Source organism: Pseudoalteromonas lipolytica, assembly GCF_001306915.1.
GTDB lineage: Bacteria > Pseudomonadota > Gammaproteobacteria > Enterobacterales > Alteromonadaceae > Pseudoalteromonas > Pseudoalteromonas simplex.
Window position 1 is genome coordinate 46,946 of sequence record NZ_LJTC01000015.1, and the last position, 19,550, is coordinate 66,495.

The window sequence follows — 19,550 nt, forward strand, 5'->3', positions numbered from 1 at the left end:
TTAATCACAAAATACTATTCGACCGGATGCATGTTGGCCTTTGTCTGAGTGATAGCTAAACAGGCACTTGCCTTTTGCATTGCGCTCAAGGGTGAGATTTACCGTCATATCGGGGGTTGTTACCACCTGAAACTTTAACACTTCTAAATCTTGTACTAGTTTGCCAAAAACCAAATATTGCTGAGCATATTTTACTGCCCAATCCAGCTGTACTACGCCTGCTAAAATTGGAGCATCAGGAAAGTGGCCGCGAAAATAATCTAAATCAGCCGCAATGGTTAACGCTAAACTCACGCTAGTTTCTGTTTGTGATAAAACGGCCACCTCTGGGGTCACGTTATTCAGGCTTGGCAAAATACTGCTCCAATGTTTTTAAACTTAATTTAGCTTGGCTGTTAAAAGGAAGTGCATCGATATAGCGCCATTTGCGTGGTAAGCAAATACGTTCAAAGCGGTTTGAGAGGTGCGCTTGTAATGTGCGGTTAATTGCCAATTTCCCCTGCTGTTCAAGCTCTTTATTTGCCTCATCACTGAGCACAACCACCGCACCAATTTGCACGCGCTTAGCTGGAATAACCACTACTTTAACTTCTTTTACCCAGTCATGGCTTTGTAGATAACCCTCAAGCTCATCAAGATTTAAACGTTTTTCTTCAATTTTTATCGTTCTGTCTATACGGCCCAACAGTTTAAATTGACCATTTTTATGAACGAGTGCTCTATCGTCTAAAGGGAAATTTGATTGCTCTAAAATCGCAGAATCTAGCATCAAGCGTCCTTCATGATTCAGCGATAAAAAATTACCATTAAACGGCTGCCATGGTACATCAACCGCGGCTTGTGTAACTTGTCGATAAGCAATACCGCCAGTTTCGGTACTACCAAATACTTGGGTAGCTGGGCGAGCTAACTGGTTAAATAAAGTTTCGGCATGCTCATTATTGAGTGGTCCGCCAGAGGAAAATAACCATTTAATTTTGTCGCGCTCAGGAATTAACACATTATCAGCGCATAAACGACCAAGTTGCGCAGGGCTTGAAACGAGCGCTGCATAACGAATATTTTTTAGCCTTTGCGCAATATGTTCAGGATACTGAATTTGTTCACTATCAATTATATGGCCTTTCGCCAACGGCCAAAGTAAGCGAAACAATAAACCGTAAATATGCTGATGCGAAACAGTTGCTAAAAACGTAAATTGGCTGGGTAAGTCAAATGACATTGAAAGTACTGCAAGCTCTCGATTTAGTACCCGCCACGGTTTTACTATTGGTTTAGATTGTCCTGATGAGCCTGACGTATAAAATATAACTGCTGTGTTTGTTGGCCATTGTAAACGGTTAGTTTGCAAAGGCGTGTGACCCAGACTGAGTTCAAGGTTGGTAAATAGCACATCATCATCGATATTGGTCGCATCGCCTGCAAAAAAAGCAGACTGAGCAAGCAATAAACTTAAGGTTTCGTGCTGACCATTAGGCGGAAGAATAACATTATGACCACTACAGGCTAAGGCAAATAAACGAACTGCAAATTGGTAGGTATCGGGGTGGAATAACACCACATGACTGCCAGCTTTAAGCGCCGTAAGCTTACTTTGATAAGCCGCAATATCAGCAAAAAACTGTGTGTGTGTTATTGGCTGCCCTGCAATAACAAATGCAGCATCTGGGTGAAATTTCAGGTTACTCGATACCATTATTTTTAACCTTTTGTCTAACAAGCCATTCCACAAGACCCAAGAGAGCTATCAGAATATAGGCTACTAGTCCGTTGTACAGTGTCCATGTCTGTAACGATGTAAATAGGCTAGTGTATAACGCAATACTGCCATTAATAATAAAAAACGCGCACCATACTTTAGTAACTTGGCGCGTGTAATTAACCCCTTTCTCATCAAGCTCAGGCTCTTTAATTCGAGCAAAACTCTCAATGACTGTTGGGCCACTTTTCAGTGAATAAGCAAAGGTTATGGCCATTACTGTATTTATAATGACCGGGTACAGTTTTAAGCCCAGATCATTGTTAAAAAACTGCGTTGTAGCTAAAGCGATAATAGCCCAAATAGAGGCGGGCTTTATCCATGGCATAGATGTGAGCAGCTTTTTGCTCAGCAAAAGCCTTAAACCTAACAATACCATCAGTACCAAGCTCACTTGCCTTATTGAGATATGCTGTAATCCAAAATACACAATAAATGGGTATAAAGATAAGCACACTAAAAGCAGTGTTGTGGTTATCGCTTTGAGCATAGTAATGTTTATGAAACGAGTTTTTCTACTTCATTTACAACATCTTGCACAGTACGCACTTGTTTAAATGCATCTGGCTCAATTTTCTTGCCAGTGATTTCGCGTAGTTTTACAACTAAATCAACAGCATCAATACTATCAAGATCTAGGTCTTGATACAGGTGCGCATCTAGGCTGATATCATCAGCATCAATCTCAAATTCATCTACTAAAATGCCCTGTAAAACGTTGTAAATGTCAGCAGCGGTTTTCATGCTTATTCCTACTTCTAAGTCTGTATTATGATTGGTGTTGGTTAATAAATTCTGCCAGTGCATCTACTGATGCAAAATGGGCTTTTGTTTGTTCTGAGTTTGCGTCAATTTTAACGTTAAACTCTTTTTTAATGGCTAAGCCAAGCTCTAACGCATCGATGCTATCTAGGCCTAAACCATCAACAAACAAAGGTTGGTCATTTTCAATATCATCCACGGTAATATCTTCAAGATCTAAGCTGCTAATGATTAATTGTTTTATTTTGTTCTTTAGTTCAGTCATAGGTGCCTGAGTTCCTCTGAAAAGTAATGTTGCAAATCACGGGTTAAATGTCGTGCTTGCATAGCGGGTTGTTCATTATTAAATGTATCGTTAAACGTAAATCGGTCAGTGGCAAAGCGCATCTCAAAATGCGCTTTTGTTGCGGCAACGCAATACCATGGTGTGCCTTTGGTCAAAGTGCTGGGTTTCATACTAATCAGCACTGAGGTTATAGGGGCTTTACAACGCGCAGCAATATTTGCCGCGCCACGCTTAAATTTTAACTGTTCACCTGGGGTTGTGCGGGTGCCTTCAGGAAAGATAATCAGGTTATTTCCAGCAGCGAGTGATGCTTCACAATCATTAAGTAACTCTTGCGGGTCTTCATTACTAATATAACCTGTGCCTTTAATTACGCCGCGCATAAATGGATTTTTAAATAAGTGCGCTTTGACCACGCAATCAGCATTTTTAATCACAGATATCAGCACCACAACATCAATTAATGAGGGGTGATTGGCAAGTACTAACTGCCCTTTAAGATCATGAAATTTCTGTTTATCTTGCACAGAGAAATGGATAGCACCGGTGTAATGCATTAAAGCAACAAAGAATTTAAAACTATAGTGAACAGTTAAACGGGCTTTCTGCTTACGTTTAAATTCACAAGGTTCCAAAAATCGTTGAATAGGTAAAACTAACAAGGTAAGTAAAATACCGCCAAACCCAAAAACAGCAAAGCAAAAACCAGTTGCTAATACACGCCAAATTTTGTTCAGCTTTTTATTTAAATTAGCCACCATGGTACTGTAGCATCCAAGCTGATTGTTGATGTGTCAGCAGCGATTGTGATCCTTTGCTTGCTAAAGCAGCTGCTAACTGTAGACTCAAGGGTAAGCACGAGTCACTTTGAGAGTGTTCAGATTCAGGAAGTTTTGTTAATTCAAAATACGGTTTGTCTACCTGAACTTTGGATAATATGAACGACACACTATGAGCGATTTGTTGCTCATCGCTAAATGGTAAGTATTCATCAGGTAATACACTTTCGGCATGGGCAACCAAAATTTGCTGCTCAACACCACTCTGGACACGTGCAAAACCATCAATCATGGCTGAAATAATGCTGTCTTGATCACCTGCTATGGCATTCATCGGGGCTTTGTTTTTTGCAATAATCGAGAACAAGCCTGTTGCAGCATTATGTACACTCAAACCAAATGCGGTCGGAGAAAGCGGTTCTTGTTCAACAAGTGAATGCAATAGCTGCGCTGTTTTAGGTAAGTCACCATGACGAGATGAAAAATTAACGGCTAACTGCTGATGCTCACCTTGCGCTTGATGCATAGTATGAAGTGCCATTTTCATAAACGGGCTTAGACGGCGGCGCTGCATTGGTGCAACCCAGCTTAAATCAAGGTCAGGGTGATCAAGATGGCTTAATTCTGCAATTTGTTGCTCGGGCGCAACCCATACACACAAATTATTAACAACAAATTTCACAAATATTATTCTTTTAGCGCCAAACGATTGCTAATTTTACCCATAAGGCATAAAAAAGTAAAATAATGGTGCTTAATTGTAGTGAAATTAAGCACCCATTCATCTTTATCGTAAAATAACGTCTTTTTCGTCTAAAAGTTGAGCTTTTTCGCCTACTATATCAGCAATATTAAGTTCGTTAATGTAGTCTAAACCGATTTCTTGCTGCGCACATGTAAGTGGCACATAAGGAAGACGGAACACAGGGTTCACGGCGCCTGTCATCATCAGCGCCGTATTAATAGCGATTGGGTTAGGTTCGCAGAATAGCCAGCCCATAAGTGGCTGCAGTTTTGCATTAAGTGCATCATTTTGCTCATCCATTAACTGACGGAACAAGCCCGGAATAATGTTAGATGTAACCGAAATAACACCGTGAGCATTATGAATGTGCCGTGCATCATGTGCTTCATCGTCATTACCAGACCAACAAGCAATACCTTGCTGTTCATAATGAGCAATACGCTCATTGCCACCGCACTCTTTTACACCGATAAAGTTTTCGTGCTTAGCGAGTGGCTCAATGATATCTGGTGTTAAATCTTGGCCTGTACGCCCTGCTACGTTGTAGATAAACGCAGGACCAATATCAAGTAAACGGTTAAAGTGCTCTTTCACACCCGCCAGTGACGTGCGCCCGTAATAAGGGTTGATTTGTAGCGCGGCATCCATACCGGTGGCAAAACCATACTGGGTTGCTTTAATCGCTTCACGCGTGTTGTTGCTACCTGTATTACCAACAATTAATAAACGATCAGAGAATTTGCTAACACTGTGTGCAATTAGCATTAAGTGTTCTTCCCAATTCATTAATTGGCCTTCACCTGTGGTACCACCGACGATGATGCCATCAACACCAGCTGCAATTTGCTGCTCAACAAGGTCGTCATAACATGCAAGATCAATGTCACCATTGGTTAAATACGGTGTTTTTATAGCGGTGATCAAACTTGCTTGTTTAATTGTTTCTAGGTTGCGCATAACTTTTTTAATGTTTGGAAAATTTGCGCTAGTTGTATCATAAACACAGGCATTTTCCGAGTAATGAGCTGCAATAAATAAAAATACTTGAGAAAAAATCAAAGTTAAGCCAAAATCAAACACTGTATAAATTAACAGTGTTTATTGTGAGTATTTGATAATGCAACTTTCTAAATTTTTGGCAACCTACTTTTATACTACCGAAGAGCTGTGCCATACCCTCTCAATTGATGAGGAAACGCTATCGGCATGGCAACAAAGTAGTTTATTTCCAAAACCGAGTTACTGTTTGCAGAGTCAATTAGAATGCAGTTCGTATTCGGGCATTTATCAATGCGAAGAATATCAAGACTATTACCCTCGTGGCGCCGCTAGTTGGGGGCAATTAATTATCAAACATGACATAACCTCATCCTGCCAAGCGTTTAATTATTTTGCTCAGCAATATTCGAATCAACTTAGTAAGCTTGCCGAGCAAGGCTTTGCTATCAATGAAGAATTATTTGGCAGTGAAATTGACGAGCACTTACAGCAAGTTTGGCAACAGTTTTTATGCAGTAAATACGGTGTGCTCACACAAAATGGCTTAGTTGAAGAAGCCGTTCAGCTAGATGTGGCCAAGCTATTGATTGATGATATTACTGAAATGCGCACTAAAACAGGTTTAAACATGGATGAACGTCAAAGCTTGCATAAGGCACTAAAACTAATAAATCGCGCGTTAAGCCATGGTACGGGCAACGAAGGTAAAAATACCTTACGCCATCGTTATATTGATGACGTAGTGGCAAAGTACGATCTATCGATAAAATAACCTCTCATTTTTGCGCTTAAAATGAAGCGAAACTGAATGACCGCACAAAGTTACAACTGTGTTTATTTTGTTGTAAATAGGTTAATACAATTTGCTACTTTTGTTTTGTAGGTTTTCATCTGCTTGATCGATAGATTGGTCTGGTCGAGTTATTGCTCTTGTCATATTTGTTATTTTGACACCTAGCAATAACTTCTTTCTTCCAAACTAATTACATCAAAATACAGGATGAAAAAATGAAACCTTTTCCAAGGCTTGGTCGCTTAAAGGCGACCTACTTAGCCATGCTCGGCTTATCGATTGCCCAGCCAGCAACCGCAGAAGAATCATTTGTTACACAACAAAGTAAAGCGGATGCCCTTACATTCACTTTGATCACTGGGGACAAAGTATCGGCTGTTGTCAATAAAGACGGCAAGCTAGGCGGCATTCGATTAGTGAATGCCGATGGTTCAGATACATTCACCAGTATCTTTAAACGTGGTAACAACACCTATGTTGTTCCAAACCATGCTCAAGCCTTAATTGATTCAAATACGATTGATTTAGAGTTATTTAACATTAATAAGTTATATGAATCTGGTTACGATGATGCATCAACAGACGCCCTCCCAGTCATTGTTGAATACCGCGACGGTACCCTTGCAGGACCGGCAGTCCCAGCAACGCTTGCTGGTATGTCATTAACCGGTGAAATTGAGCTAATCGACAGCGCCGCATTTTCAATCAGCAAAGACAAAGCAGCGCAAACTTGGCAAACTCTCGTTGCACAAGCTGACGTTGAAGGTCTTTGGCTTGATGCTGTCGTTCATGCTCACAAGGTTACCCAGTCAGAAACACTCACTCCAACAGTCCCGCTTACCGGCGCATATGGAGAGTCTGCGATTAACTATAATGGCGCAGGTATTAAAGTTGCCGTACTCGATTCAGGATACGACATTGAGCACCCAGATTTACAAGGGCGAGTAATAGCATCACGAGACTTTACTTACTCAAGCAACGGTGTAGATGATTTAAATGGTCATGGTACTCATACAGCCTCAACCGTTGCAGGCAATGGCCATGAGTCAGAAGGTAAATGGGTCGGTGTGGCGCCTGCTGCCGATTTAATAATCGGTAAAGTACTTGGCAATACAGGAGGAGGATCAACTTACGGTATTTTAAATGGCATGCAATGGGCGGTGCTTTCTGAGCACGCTGACATTGTAAATATGTCGTTAGGTGGTACGGCAACAACCTGTAGTGGCCCACTGGTTGAGATGGTTGAAGCACTGAGCGATAAAGCTTTATTTGTTATCTCTGCAGGTAATAGCTTTACCCGTGAAACGATTGGTTCACCGGGCTGCGCGCCAAGTGCATTAACCGTGGGTGCCATTGATCGTGATGGCAATACGGCGTCGTTCTCTTCACGCGGTCCATCGCCAGATGGCCATTCAGCAAAACCGGATATTGCCTCGCAAGGTGTATCTGTTGTTGCTGCTGCTTCTGGTGGCTTAGGTGATACGGCTTACCGCGTCTATTCAGGTACTTCGATGGCAGCCCCGCATGTTGCCGGTGGTGCTGCAATTGTTATGCAAGCTCGCCAAGACCTTACACCAAAAGAAATTAAAGACGTGCTTACATCATCTGTATTTAGTGGTGATTCTCACGTACTTGAGCAAGGTGCCGGTGCTATGAATATCAACCGTGCCATTGACCAAGCTATTGTAGCCCCTGCAAACCGTGAACTTGGCTACTTTGATAGCGCTACTAATAATGAATTTACAGAAACACAGATCACGCTGACAAATACGTCTGATGAGAGTATTAAATTAAAATTGAAATTAGACTTAATTGGCGAAGATGGCAAAACACAATTGCCGGGGACTCTGGCAGGATTAGAAGTTAAGTCTGTGACAATCCCTGCCAAAGGTGTTGCTCAAGTTCCTATGTGGATTGACCCAAGTGTGGCACTTAATAACAGTGCTTATGGTGCAATTACAGGTCGTATCACAGGCACAACCGTTGGCAATACCGACCAACAAGTGACTGTACCAGTGTCGTTTTGGATTGACCAGCCTCACGTTAATTTAACGGTAAACCTGACTGATCGCTGGGGTAATCAAGCAGGCTCTCCATCTAAGCTTTACTTAATTAATGAAGAAGATGATTGGGGCAGTCTTGTTAGGCTCACTGGCGGTAAAGCCAATATCGATGTACCTGCTGGTTACTATACGTTGATTGCTAACATTATGACTTACGATAACCCGCAAACCAGCTCTGGTTTAGTTGAATCAGCGGCACAAATGGCTGTATTAAATCGTAAGATTGATGGCAAAACAGAGATTAACTTTGATGCACGTAACGCTCAGCCTGTTACCTTTAAAGCTGACCAGCCTCTTGATCCACAAGGTTATTCGTTTGGCTTTACTTACGCGATTGACGATCAAGAAGTTGCGAAGCTTGCTGCTATCGAAATGGCACCTGATTACGTAAATGATATGTATGCATGGTCACAAGGTCATGACGACCGTTTTCGTTCATTTATCACCACCCGCGCGGTAGCTCCAGAAACAACCGTCACTATGCAAAACGGCGTTGAACTTGATTACATCAAACAAGGTTTAGCACTGTCTTTTCATGGTGAAGGCTCTGCAGAAGTCGTACCTGTAGGTGATGCAGGCTACAGCACTGATTGGAGTCAATTTGAGTTAGATGGAAAAATTGCGCTTATTGCTAACCCTAATTACCTCACGTCTTACATGGTTGGTAACGCGATGAAACATGGCGCCAGCGGTGTGATTTTTTATCGCCCTGATCGTGGTGGCCGATATAAAGGCGCGATCACAGGCACACCAAAAGTACCCGTGATTGGTATCAGTACCGAACAAGGTGAAGCCTTAATGGCAGAAATAGAGGCTGGCAACAATATCGTTAGCTGGTCTGGTATTGCGGCTGAACGCTCACCTTATGCTTATTCAATAAACCATATTGTTGATGGCCGAATTCAATCTGGGCAAATCAATATTGCTGAACATAAAATGCATAAAATAAGTGCGTCTTATCACTCCCAAAATGATGAGCGTCCGGCATGGACTGATGTTATGGCAATGACCAACAGTACCGGTGAGTTCTACTCGACAGGTAGCTCGCAGTTAATTATGTTACCTCATCAACGTGATGAATATTTCACAGCAAGTGCAAAAAATGCATGGACGAATGTCGTTATGCCAAACTACCAAATTCAAAGCGCAGGCGCTTATTTTGATGGTCCACGTGCAATGACTGAAGGTGCTGAGCAAAGTACCACTTGGTTTAAAGGTCCACGTGCTGGTAGCTTAGGCAGCAGTGGCTCGGCGATTATTAGCCGCGATACCAATGTTCTTTACTTTAACCTTGCTTCGTTTGGCGATGCCGCAAACCATGATGGTATTTTTGGCTTTATGGGTAGCTCAGCCTTTGGTTTAAAAGTAAATGGTGAGCCAGCATCTCCGTATCAAGGTACGTTAACACTTGAGCCGGGCTCTCATCAAATTACCTTAGAAATGCGTTCTTATGCCCGTGGTGTTGGTGAGCGCTCTCCAATAAATGATAAGCTAGGTTCTCTTTACCAAGGTTTCTATACAGTTACCGCTGACGAGCAGCAACAAGGTGTTCAGCCAATTTTAGTGCCTATGGTTGATTTACCGGTTGATATTAACAACAGCATGAAAGCAGGTGAAGCCGCTCAAGTTAAGTTAACGGGTTTACTAGACGGTGTAGGTGAAGTGGCGCTGGCAGATGTACAGTTCCAATTTGCATACGGCCAAGAATGTACGATTGCTAACGTGCCTGCTTATATCTATTGCCCTGTATCAACGAAGTTCTCAAGCGAAAACTGGTTAGATGCACAAGTTGAACACATTGACGGTGAATGGGTAGCTACGATCCCTAATACTGGAAACGTTGGTGACTTTGTCCATATTCGTACGATTGTTTCTGATTATGGTTCAAGCCAAGCTGAGCAAATTACCATGCGAGCTTACATGTTAGATTAATTAGTTAGCGCTAATCAGCAAAGCCGCCTTCGGGTGGCTTTTTTCATGTAAAAACAACATGATCAAGTATTAAGAATCTAAATGCTCGTACTGACCTCGATACACTTCAAAAGTCTTCACAACGGTGTGTTGCTCTTTACTTAGGTTATCAAACCAGGTATCGAAACGCTCATCATCATCTTGTTCACTTAACGCTAAATACTGGGCCAATAATTCAATAATATCGTTGTGAGTACACGACAAGGTGTCTACATGATTAGCTAAAACAGAATGGTCTTTATCGCGAAGCGTGTTCATTACATTTTGATCTAGTTCTTCACGGCTAGTTTTATCATTCACTTCCATATCCCTCTTAAAAATAAGCACGCATACCTAGTTATAACAGCCTTATCGACAATATCCAGCTTTTTAAATCTAACTGCTTATTGATTGTTCAGCTTGTACAAATTTAAGACAATGCGATATAAATAAGAATCATTTTTATCTTGATCTAAATAGTCAACCACCCTATAATCGCTACATTATCACATAACAAATAGGTGCATTATGAAGCCAAATATCCACCCTGATTATCAGCAAGTCGCTTTTCATGATACAGCGGCAGACAGCTATTTTATTATTGGTTCGACAATTAAAACTACACGTACGATCGAACTTAAAGGCAAAACTTATCCTTATGTACCAATTGACGTATCAAGCGATTCGCACCCGTTCTATACCGGTAAACAAAAAGCCGTTGCGAGCGATGGCCGTGTTGCAGCGTTTAATCGTCGTTTCAAAAACTTGGCGAGCAAATAGTTGCTTTAAGGAAAGAACATGAAAGTATTAAGTTCATTAAAAAGCGCTAAGAACCGCCCGGGCTGCCAAATCGTAAAACGTAAAGGTCGTGTCTATGTTATTAATAAAGACAACCCGCGTTTTAAAGCAGTTCAAGGTAAAAAGAAAAAGCGTTAAAAAAGGTGCCTCGGCACCTTTTTTTAATTAAAGTAAATCTAACTCAATAGCTTAGTTGCCAAATAACAACTCCCAAAAGCCTGGCGGCTCATGTAGCTCATGGTATTTTTTACGTAACTCATCAATAGATTTAAGCGGCGCTTTTGCAGCTTCAAGGCCACGAGTCGTTGCAAGTTGCTTCGCTTGCTTTGCTTGATTTATGACTTTATCAAGCCCTTCTAGAGACGCTGTTTTATGCTGTTTAAAATCAGCTGTTTTAGCTGTCTCTAACAACACAATAAACTCATCAATAGCGGCATTAAAGGTAGCTAAATCAGTAGCCCGTACGGAGTTTTTATAAGCAAGCCCCATATTTTTCATATTGGCCTCAAGATCAATATCAGAGGCTACACTCACACTCGAAAAAACGATTAAAATACTAATAATAATGGCTTTCATACACCCTCAACCAAATGCTATTTATGGACCATTATAAAGCGAAACAAATAATAAACCCAATCTCAAACCTACCAATTCGCGCTATACTTCACCATAACAACCTTTTAACCTAATCAGATTATGCCAAGAACAGTATTTTTCATTATTTGCCTATTTTACTTACCAAGTGTTTTTGCCAAACAAAGTATTATTTTTATAAACCCTGGCTATGAAAATACGAATGTCACAGGCCCATTTTGGTTTGAAGTGTCTCAGTTGATGCGTGATGCTGCCAAAGACTTTGATCTCGATTTAACGATTCATTATGCCAATCGAAATCATATTGAAATGAAGTCATTAGTAGCTAAGGCGATTGAAGCAAAGCCTGATATGCTGATTTTAGTTGACGAAAAAAGCGTGCTCACCCAACAACTTTTAAGCTTAAATAGCACCTCTACACCTATTTATTTTCTACTTAACCGCCCATCAGAATTAGAACTAAAACGTTTGATTGATCATGGCATTAAAATCGCAGGTAGTGTGGAACCCGACAACAAACAAGCAGGGCAATTACTCGCAGATAAACTGATTGAAAAAGCTCAGTACGCGGCCAATTTTCTCGCTATAAATGGTGATTACACCACCCATGCAGCACTTGATAGAGAAGAAGGTTTAGAGCAAAGTGTTCAAACGCATGAGAATGCTAATATCACCGCAAAAACGGTTGCCAACTGGTCAGCAACACAAGCGTATCGCCTTAGTCTTGGCTACTTTAGCCATCAATCAAACATGAATATTGTCTGGGCTGCCAACGATGCTATGGCATTAGGAGCAATTACTGCGCTTGATGAGTTAAACAAACGCAAAGATGTATTAGTTGGAGCAATAAATTGGCCGCTCAGAGCCGTATCAGAGAAGATAGACGTCACTATCGGCGGCCATGTTACGTTGGGGGCGTTTGCTTTGGTAAATATTTATGATTTATTGAATAAACACGAAACCGCACCTATGCATCATGAAGTGGCAATTTTCAGCCAACATAACGAACAAACACTCAAGCTTGTTGAACAAATTCACAGTGATAACTTAGCAATTAACTTTCGCGTTTTCAGTAAATCAAATGAAAATCCCCTTCCCTTCAGTGTTGAATCACTTCTGTTAGAAGCAACCAAAAGCGCACTGTAAAGGGCGTTTACATTACTTATTACTGAGCCATACAGCTTGATATGGCGTTAGCGACATTGTTTTTGTCTGCTCGGTAATTTGCTCACCGCTAATTAAATCTCGCCATTGCTCGGTACCAATCAAATTTAAGTCGGCAAGCGTAAGCGTTTGCGGCTCGTCACTAATGTTATAAACACAAAACATACTTTGCGAACGATTGATGCTTTGTCGCCAAAAACCAAAGAGCCCTTCGCTTAAATGTAACGTATATTGCGTCGCATTGGGGTGAAATGCACTTTGCGCCTTTCGAATAGCCATTAGGCTTTTCATCGCTTTAAACACAGTACGATGATGGGCATTTTCGTTACTTAACTTGGCCAGTAAATCTGACTCTTGCCAGCGGTGACGATTAATCGCTCGGTTATGTTGGCTATTTTCAAAGCGTTCATAATCATTGGTAGTACCGAGTAAGCTATGAATATACAAACCTGGAATACCTTCAAGCGCAAACATAATGGCATGCGCACATAAAAATCGTGTAACACCCCATTTATCTGGGCCTTTATGGGTACCTTGCAACGCATCAAATAAGGCAATGTTTAACTCATAAGGGGTATTGGTGCCATCTGGGGCGGTACGTAATGAAACTTTACCGCCATATTTCGCAGTCGTATTCACCATTTCGGCAATTTCACTTTGCTCTAACAAGCCTTCAACGGGGCGCAGGCCAATACCATCATGTGAAGCTATAAAGTTAAAGTATGCCGTCCCTTCTTGAGGAGGTGGCATACTCATCATCCAGTGTTTTAATGCGGTACTGTCGCCACTGAGTAAGGTATGTAATAACAGCGGTGGTAATGAAAAGTTGTAAATACAATGCGCTTCGTTGGCATTACCAAAGTACGATAGGTTTTCGCGGTTCGGGATATTAGTTTCTGTGATAATAATCACATTAGGCTCAAAATGCTCAATAAGGGTGCGAAGCAGCCTGATCACTTCGTGTGTCTCAGGCAGGTTAATGCAGCGGGTATTGAGTTTTTTCCATAAAAAAGCCACCGCATCAAGGCGGAATATACGTACACCGTTATCTAAATAATGACGAATAATGCTGACAAATTCATTAAGCACATCTGGGTTAGCAAAATCAAAGTCAACTTGGTCGTGACTAAAGGTACACCACACATGCTGCAAACCATCTTTTGTTTCAACCGCTTGTAAAAGGGGCGATGTTCGCGGGCGAACAACTTGTACAAGATCGTCACTTGGGCTTGCCGTTTTAAAATACCCTTTTCCCGGCACTTTACCCTGAATAAAGTTTTCAAACCAAACGCTGCGGCTAGAGCAATGGTTGATCACCAAATCTGCCATCAACCTAACATCCGCTGAAATATCACGGATATGTTGCCAACTACCTAACGCTTCATTCACTTGCACATAATTCATTACCGCGAAGCCTTCATCTGAGCTATATGGGTAAAACGGCAAGATGTGCAGTGCATTAAGTTCAGGTAAGCATTGGTTTTTTACAAAGCGATGTAACGTTTGCAAAGGTGGTTCTTCGGGCTTGGCAACGGCTTCATCCGTATTAGCATGACGAATAATCGAATCACCGTAGGCGATTAAAATCATATCTTGCTCATCCCAACGGTTTTTATGCGGCGTTGGGTCTCGAACAGGATCATCACCTAACATGGTACTAATTAGTCTGTCTGCGAGTTGTTCAAGCGTTGTTGATAGCTCAACCTCGCTGTAGATGCAGGTTAAATGCTGAATAACCCTTTGTTGCAAAAGCTCTAAAGTCACGTGCCTTCCCCGTTAAATATATTCTTTGTTATCAAGCTCTACGGCTTCTTCTAAACGAGCAAACACCTCCGGCATTGCCGAAGCTACTCGGTTCCAACTCGGCACAAAGGGTGCTTCCATTGGATTTTCTAAAAAGTGCTGACCCGCATTCATAATATTTTGAGCAAACATTTCAACGGCTTTTTCTTCGTGGTGAATATCAAGTGTTAAGCCATTCATTAACGCATCGTTGTGATAGGTTTCAATAAAATCGAGTGCAATTCGGTAATAGGTTGCCTTTAATGAACGAATCGTTTCTGTCGTAAAGGTAACGCCTTGGGTAGCGAGCTTTCTGAATAAAGCTTTGGTGATATCAATCGACATTTTCGACAAGCCCGCCGCTTGGTTTTCTAGCGATAAGTCTTGGTGTTTGTGATCATAGTTATCAGCAATATCGACCTGACATAAACGGTTATGCGAGTAATTGCGATACATCTCTGATAACACGCCAATTTCTAAGCCCCAGTCACTTGGAATACGAATATCGTTAAGTACATCGCGACGGAATGAAAACTCACCCGCTAACGGGTAACGAAAAGAATCCATATATTCTAAGTAATCGTTGCTGCCTAAAATGGTTTTAAATGAACGCAATAACGGCGTTACCAGCAATCGTGACACGCGACCATTAATTTTGCCCTCAGCGGTGCGCGGGTAAAACCCTTTACAAAATTCATAGTTAAAACGAGGGTGAGCAACGGGGTAAATTAAACGTGCTAATAGCGCTCTGTCGTAAGTCAAAATATCACAGTCATGCAGTGCAATTGACTCTACTTTTGAGGTTGCCAGCTTATAACCCATGCAATACCAAACATTACGGCCCTTACCTAGCTCTCGTGGCGCAACGCCCAATTTTTGTAGTTCTTTATCTAGCGCTTGTAAACGCGGGCCATCATTCCAAAGTACCTTATGAGGCTGATCAAGCTCCGCAAAAAACTGCAGTGCAAGACGGTATTGGCTTTCATCAGCGCGATCTAGACCAATTGTAATTTGCGATAAATAAGGCACATGTTTCAGCTCAGCAATAATATTTTGCAGAGCGGGTCCTTCTAACTCACTGTAAAGCGAGGGTAAAATTAGGCCCATTGGGCGTTGTTTTGAAAAGCTCAGTAACTCTTGTTCTAGTTCTTCTACTGGGCGGTCAGCAATATTGTGTAAGGTCGTGATAATGCCATTTTGATAAAAATCAGCCATGAGATTGCTCCTGTTTTGCTGCAAAACGCGCTTTGATGATAGTTAACGCAGAAACTTCTTGAACCCAACCTGCAGGGGCGGGCTTTTCGCTGAGCTGCCATGCTTTTTGTAATATTTGTGATTGTACTTGGCTGCCAGGGTTATTGATTAAAATAGCGGTGTCGGCCGCTTTTAGCATGGCTACATCGTTTTGACTGTCGCCAAGCGCTATCACAGTAAATGGATTGCGGTAGGCTTTTTTGAACTGATTTAACAGCCACTTTTGTGCAAGTCCTTTATTGTTACCTTTAGTTAAATGGATAAAACGGCCGCCAACAAGCACTTCGTAGCCTGCTTGGCTCATTGCATCTATCAAACCTTGCTTTTCTTCATTGCTGCCAGAGAAACAAACCGGATCTGAATATTGACGCTTTAAAGCCAGTTCACTTTTATCGACGGGTAGTCCTGTTAACTGGGCTATTTCTTGTGCACTAAATTGACTAAATAAGCGTACACAATGGCTAAATTGACTGGCATATTGTTTAAGGTCGTCATGCAATTTATCGGTACTTTGCGTCATGGCAAAGCGCCAATAACCTTTATATTCATCACAGCCAATTGGCTTTACTTTAAAATGGTCTTTCGGGATATAAACAGCCGCACCATTTTCCACAATAAAGGGTTGGTGATGATCCAAACCTTTTTGAATATCAGTAACTTCAGCAAAGGTTTTGCTGGTATTAAAAACCACATTGACACCGGTATCATTCAACTTTGCCAAAAATGGTTTGATCACTTCACATTCGTAACTGTCGTGATCGAGCAATGTGCCGTCTAAATCAGTAAAAATAATTGGTTGAGCAATCTGGTCTGCGAGAAGTTCCATCTTGGTGATATCACGCTCAGTATCAAGCAATAATAACGCATCAACGCTGTGCGCAAGCGTGGCTAAGTTTTCCCGCGTAATACGTTCAAAATGAGAGATAAAACGCTTTAAACTCACTTCGTCAAACGTGCCCTGCCCCTGGCCTTTTTTGGCAATTAGTTTATGCTCTTGTTCCAAGCGCCACGCATACACATCTTCAAATGAAGGCGCTTTTAACATAATGGTGTAATCGGCCATTGCGAATACATGTTGATATTCATTCGCTAAGCAACTATTTACGCAGCGGCGCCAAATACCGTCAGCATCTTCTAGTTGCTCTAATTCATTTACCGGAGTTTGCAGTTGATAAGGCTGTTGGGGCGTACTGGCTACACACCAGCCTTCAAAAAACACGATATCAATCGGCTTTTGGTTACTAGGCCACTGCTCTTTTGGCACCGGATCATCAGTTAGCTTATCAAATTGAGGTAATGGCACATCCACTTTACCAGCCAACAAAGCTGATAAGGTTTGTTCCATTAATTGCGTATCATGTGTACCCGGTACACCACGACTCGCAAACAAAGGATGAACATCTTTAGCAAGCTCATTTCGTGCATCACGACTTAAATAAAAGTCATCGATTGATAATGACACGCTATTAAATTCGGTATTGCTATTAACCCAGGTCACTAAGAAGTCAGCGAGGGTCGTTTTACCTGAGCCTTGGCAGCCGTTAATCGCCACCAGCATAGGTTGGCCGGTCATTTTTGCGCTTAAGATATCGTGCGCGAGGGGTATAAAAAACTGCTCACTTAAGTATTGATACTTGAGTGGTAACTGATGCTTCGCTAAAAACGGGGTAATATCCACAACATTTGCCTCTTGCATAATCGCTCCTACCAGTATGACATAGAGATAAATGCAGTTAGTAGACCAGTTTTATAATTCCTTAAATTTTAGTTAGTTACAAAAAAAGCGCATATTAAATGCGCTTTTTTGGTGCAATATTCAAGCTGTTTTTAAGTTCTAATCAGCTTGTTGCACTGCTTTGGGGAGAACAGCATTTAAGATAATCCCCAAAATTGCGCATAAGCTCACACCTTGCAAACTAAACTCATCACCACCTATATGCATGCCACCAATACCAAACACTAAAATCAGTGCGATGATAGTCAAGTTGCGAGGCGCGGTAAGATCTTCACCTGATTTTACTAAGGTATTTAAACCAACAACGGCGATAGAGCCAAATAGTAGAATCATGATGCCGCCCATCACAGGTACCGGAATCGTTTGTAAACCCGCGCCCATTTTTGCCACAAACGCCAGCACAATAGCGATGATTGCGGTCCAAAGCATCACTCGAGGGTTGAAGTTACGCGTAAGCATTACTGCCCCCGTTACCTCAGAGTACGTTGTATTAGGTGGACCACCAAAAACCGATGCCGCAGAGGTTGCTAAGCCATCACCTAGTAAAGTGCGGTGTAAACCTGGTTTCTTTAAATAGTCTTTACCTGTTACTTGGCTAATAGCCATCATGTCGCCAATATGTTCAATTGCTGGTGCAATGGCTACTGGCACCATAAACAAAATAGCTTGCCACTTAAACTCAGGGTAAGTAAATGCAGGCACTGCTAGCCAGTTTGCTTCAGTGACCGCATTAAATTCAACAATACCTATAAATAACGAAGCAAGGTAACCTGCTACCACACCAGCAAGAATAGGAATAAGTTTAAATACACCTTTGCCCCATACCGCAAAAATCAGCGTAACCAGTAATGATAAACCAGACACTAAAATTGCTTGATCATAAGGAACTAATTGTGCACTGCCATCCCCTGTTTTACCCATTGCCATATTCACAGCGACGGGGGCTAAGGCTAGACCAATCACCATAATCACAGGGCCAACAACCACAGGCGGTAACACCTTGTGCAGCGCATTCACGCCTTTAAATTTTACAATCAAGCTAAGCGCAACATAACAAAAGCCTGCCACCATCAAACCGCCCATAGTTGCGGGAATGCCCCACATTTGTACCGAGGCGATAATAGGTGCGATGAAAGCAAAAGACGATGCTAAAAAGATAGGAACTTGGCCTTTGGTAACCACATGAAACAACAAGGTTCCTAAACCTGCGGTAAATAAAGCCACATTAGGATCAAGGCCTGTCAGTAGCGGCACAAGTACCAAGGCGCCAAATGCAACAAACAGCATTTGCGCGCCAGTTAGAATGGTTTTTAACGAAAATGTTTGATGATTTTCCACGTGAGCGCCTTACACTGTGCCAAAAATTTTGTCACCGGCATCTCCTAAGCCTGGAATGATGTATCCTTTTTCGTTTAAGTGGCTATCTAATGATGCTGTGAAAATTTCAACATCAGGGTGGGCTGCAAGGGTTTTTTCTACGCCCTCTGGCGCTGCAACTAATACAATCACTTTAATATCTTTACAGCCAGCTTTTTTAAGCATATCGATAGTTGCAATCATTGAACCACCGGTTGCCAGCATTGGGTCAATAACGAGGCTTAAGCGCTCATCAATTTTACCCACGAGTTTTTCAAAGTAAGGAACTGGCTCAAGTGTTTCTTCGTTACGCTGAAGACCAACAACACTTACTTTTGCCGCAGGTAATAACTGCATTACACCATCCATCATACCAAGGCCGGCACGAAGAATAGGCACAACAGTAATTTTTTTACCTTTGATATGCTCTACATCTAATGTTGAACCATCCCATCCAGTGATTTGTACGCTTTCTAATGGTAGGTTTTTTGTTGCTTCGTAAGTAAGCAAGGTACCTACTTCAGACGCTAGCTCACGGAAACTTTTAGTACTAATACCTTCTGCGCGCATAAGGCCAAGTTTGTGTTGAACTAACGGATGAGTAATTACATGGATAGACATAAGTAGAACCTAAATGAAATAAATTACGCCTATTTTAGCGTAAATTAATGAGCTCTACTGCAAAAAATGCACAACATTTGCATTAATTCTTTTAAATGACTTAATTTTAT

The 19,550-nt window shown here is 41.6% G+C and carries 20 protein-coding genes; 5 read left to right on the forward strand and 15 right to left on the reverse strand.

Features of this window, described 5'->3' with window-relative positions; translation table 11 throughout:
- From AOG27_RS18900 to dapA, 8 genes are all read right to left on the reverse strand, one after another.
- Nucleotides 1-354, reverse strand: a complete 354-nt coding sequence (locus tag AOG27_RS18900; RefSeq protein ID WP_054554551.1) for a thioester dehydrase — start codon at nt 352-354, stop codon at nt 1-3.
- Complete coding sequence (locus AOG27_RS18905; protein ID WP_054554552.1) at nt 338-1,696, reverse strand: AMP-binding protein; 1,359 nt, start codon at nt 1,694-1,696, stop codon at nt 338-340. The genes AOG27_RS18900 and AOG27_RS18905 overlap by 17 nt, the downstream gene beginning before the upstream one ends.
- Nucleotides 1,683-2,138: a hypothetical protein gene (locus tag AOG27_RS18910; protein WP_228482515.1), complete on the reverse strand. Its 456-nt coding sequence runs from the start codon at nt 2,136-2,138 to the stop codon at nt 1,683-1,685. The genes AOG27_RS18905 and AOG27_RS18910 overlap by 14 nt, the downstream gene beginning before the upstream one ends.
- Nucleotides 2,139-2,257: 119 nt before the next feature.
- The gene (locus AOG27_RS18915) at nt 2,258-2,503 is read right to left on the reverse strand and encodes an acyl carrier protein (protein ID WP_054554554.1); all 246 of its coding nucleotides are present in this window, start codon (nt 2,501-2,503) and stop codon (nt 2,258-2,260) included.
- Between the two features lie 25 nt (nt 2,504-2,528).
- Entirely contained in the window at nt 2,529-2,786 is a 258-nt protein-coding gene (locus AOG27_RS18920) for a phosphopantetheine-binding protein (RefSeq protein ID WP_054554555.1), read from the reverse strand.
- Nucleotides 2,783-3,568 carry a lysophospholipid acyltransferase family protein gene (locus AOG27_RS18925; protein WP_054554556.1) on the reverse strand — a complete coding sequence of 262 codons (786 nt, stop codon included), beginning with the start codon at nt 3,566-3,568 and terminating at the stop codon, nt 2,783-2,785. Before AOG27_RS18925 ends, AOG27_RS18920 begins: the two co-directional genes overlap by 4 nt.
- Complete coding sequence (locus AOG27_RS18930) at nt 3,558-4,268, reverse strand: beta-ketoacyl synthase chain length factor (protein WP_054554557.1); 711 nt, start codon at nt 4,266-4,268, stop codon at nt 3,558-3,560. Before AOG27_RS18930 ends, AOG27_RS18925 begins: the two co-directional genes overlap by 11 nt.
- Before the next feature lie 105 nt (nt 4,269-4,373).
- Nucleotides 4,374-5,288, reverse strand: coding sequence for a 4-hydroxy-tetrahydrodipicolinate synthase (gene dapA, locus AOG27_RS18935; protein ID WP_054554595.1), 915 nt, complete (start codon nt 5,286-5,288; stop codon nt 4,374-4,376).
- 160 nt (nt 5,289-5,448) lie between these two features.
- Between dapA and AOG27_RS18940 the strand changes: the two genes are divergently transcribed.
- Nucleotides 5,449-6,102, forward strand: coding sequence for a DUF6058 family natural product biosynthesis protein (locus AOG27_RS18940; RefSeq protein ID WP_054554558.1), 654 nt, complete (start codon nt 5,449-5,451; stop codon nt 6,100-6,102).
- Nucleotides 6,103-6,338: 236 nt separating this feature from the next.
- Nucleotides 6,339-10,118, forward strand: a complete 3,780-nt coding sequence (locus AOG27_RS18945; RefSeq protein ID WP_054554559.1) for a S8 family serine peptidase — start codon at nt 6,339-6,341, stop codon at nt 10,116-10,118.
- Nucleotides 10,119-10,187: 69 nt separating this feature from the next.
- Here the strand turns inward: AOG27_RS18945 and AOG27_RS18950 are convergent, their stop codons facing one another.
- On the reverse strand, nt 10,188-10,415 hold the full coding sequence (locus AOG27_RS18950; protein WP_220095044.1) for a hypothetical protein: 228 nt from the start codon (nt 10,413-10,415) through the stop codon (nt 10,188-10,190).
- A gap of 249 nt (nt 10,416-10,664) precedes the next feature.
- Here AOG27_RS18950 and AOG27_RS18955 point away from each other — a divergent pair, with 249 nt between their 5' ends.
- A complete protein-coding gene (locus tag AOG27_RS18955; protein WP_054554560.1) occupies nt 10,665-10,916 on the forward strand; it encodes a type B 50S ribosomal protein L31 in 252 nt (83 codons plus the stop codon).
- Nucleotides 10,917-10,934: 18 nt separating this feature from the next.
- The gene (ykgO, locus tag AOG27_RS18960) at nt 10,935-11,072 is read left to right on the forward strand and encodes a type B 50S ribosomal protein L36 (protein ID WP_054554561.1); all 138 of its coding nucleotides are present in this window, start codon (nt 10,935-10,937) and stop codon (nt 11,070-11,072) included.
- A gap of 51 nt (nt 11,073-11,123) precedes the next feature.
- Here ykgO and AOG27_RS18965 read toward each other — a convergent pair whose 3' ends face one another.
- On the reverse strand, nt 11,124-11,510 hold the full coding sequence (locus AOG27_RS18965) for a cytochrome b562 (RefSeq protein WP_054554562.1): 387 nt from the start codon (nt 11,508-11,510) through the stop codon (nt 11,124-11,126).
- Nucleotides 11,511-11,630: 120 nt separating this feature from the next.
- Between AOG27_RS18965 and AOG27_RS18970 the strand changes: the two genes are divergently transcribed.
- Nucleotides 11,631-12,674 (forward strand): ABC transporter substrate-binding protein, encoded by a 1,044-nt coding sequence (locus tag AOG27_RS18970; protein ID WP_054554563.1) that lies wholly within the window; start codon nt 11,631-11,633, stop codon nt 12,672-12,674.
- Between the two features lie 12 nt (nt 12,675-12,686).
- On the opposite strand, the gene AOG27_RS18975 is transcribed toward AOG27_RS18970, so the two are convergent.
- The 5 genes from AOG27_RS18975 to upp form a co-directional block, all read right to left on the reverse strand.
- The gene (locus AOG27_RS18975; RefSeq protein WP_054554564.1) at nt 12,687-14,456 is read right to left on the reverse strand and encodes a sugar phosphorylase; all 1,770 of its coding nucleotides are present in this window, start codon (nt 14,454-14,456) and stop codon (nt 12,687-12,689) included.
- Nucleotides 14,457-14,468: 12 nt separating this feature from the next.
- Nucleotides 14,469-15,689, reverse strand: a complete 1,221-nt coding sequence (locus tag AOG27_RS18980; RefSeq protein ID WP_054554565.1) for a hypothetical protein — start codon at nt 15,687-15,689, stop codon at nt 14,469-14,471.
- A complete protein-coding gene (locus AOG27_RS18985) occupies nt 15,682-17,424 on the reverse strand; it encodes an HAD-IIB family hydrolase (RefSeq protein WP_054554566.1) in 1,743 nt (580 codons plus the stop codon). The genes AOG27_RS18980 and AOG27_RS18985 overlap by 8 nt, the downstream gene beginning before the upstream one ends.
- A 138-nt stretch (nt 17,425-17,562) precedes the next feature.
- Nucleotides 17,563-18,801 (reverse strand): uracil-xanthine permease family protein, encoded by a 1,239-nt coding sequence (locus tag AOG27_RS18990; RefSeq protein WP_054554567.1) that lies wholly within the window; start codon nt 18,799-18,801, stop codon nt 17,563-17,565.
- 9 nt (nt 18,802-18,810) lie between these two features.
- On the reverse strand, nt 18,811-19,440 hold the full coding sequence (gene upp / locus AOG27_RS18995; protein WP_054554568.1) for a uracil phosphoribosyltransferase: 630 nt from the start codon (nt 19,438-19,440) through the stop codon (nt 18,811-18,813).
- Nucleotides 19,441-19,550: the final 110 nt, after the last annotated feature.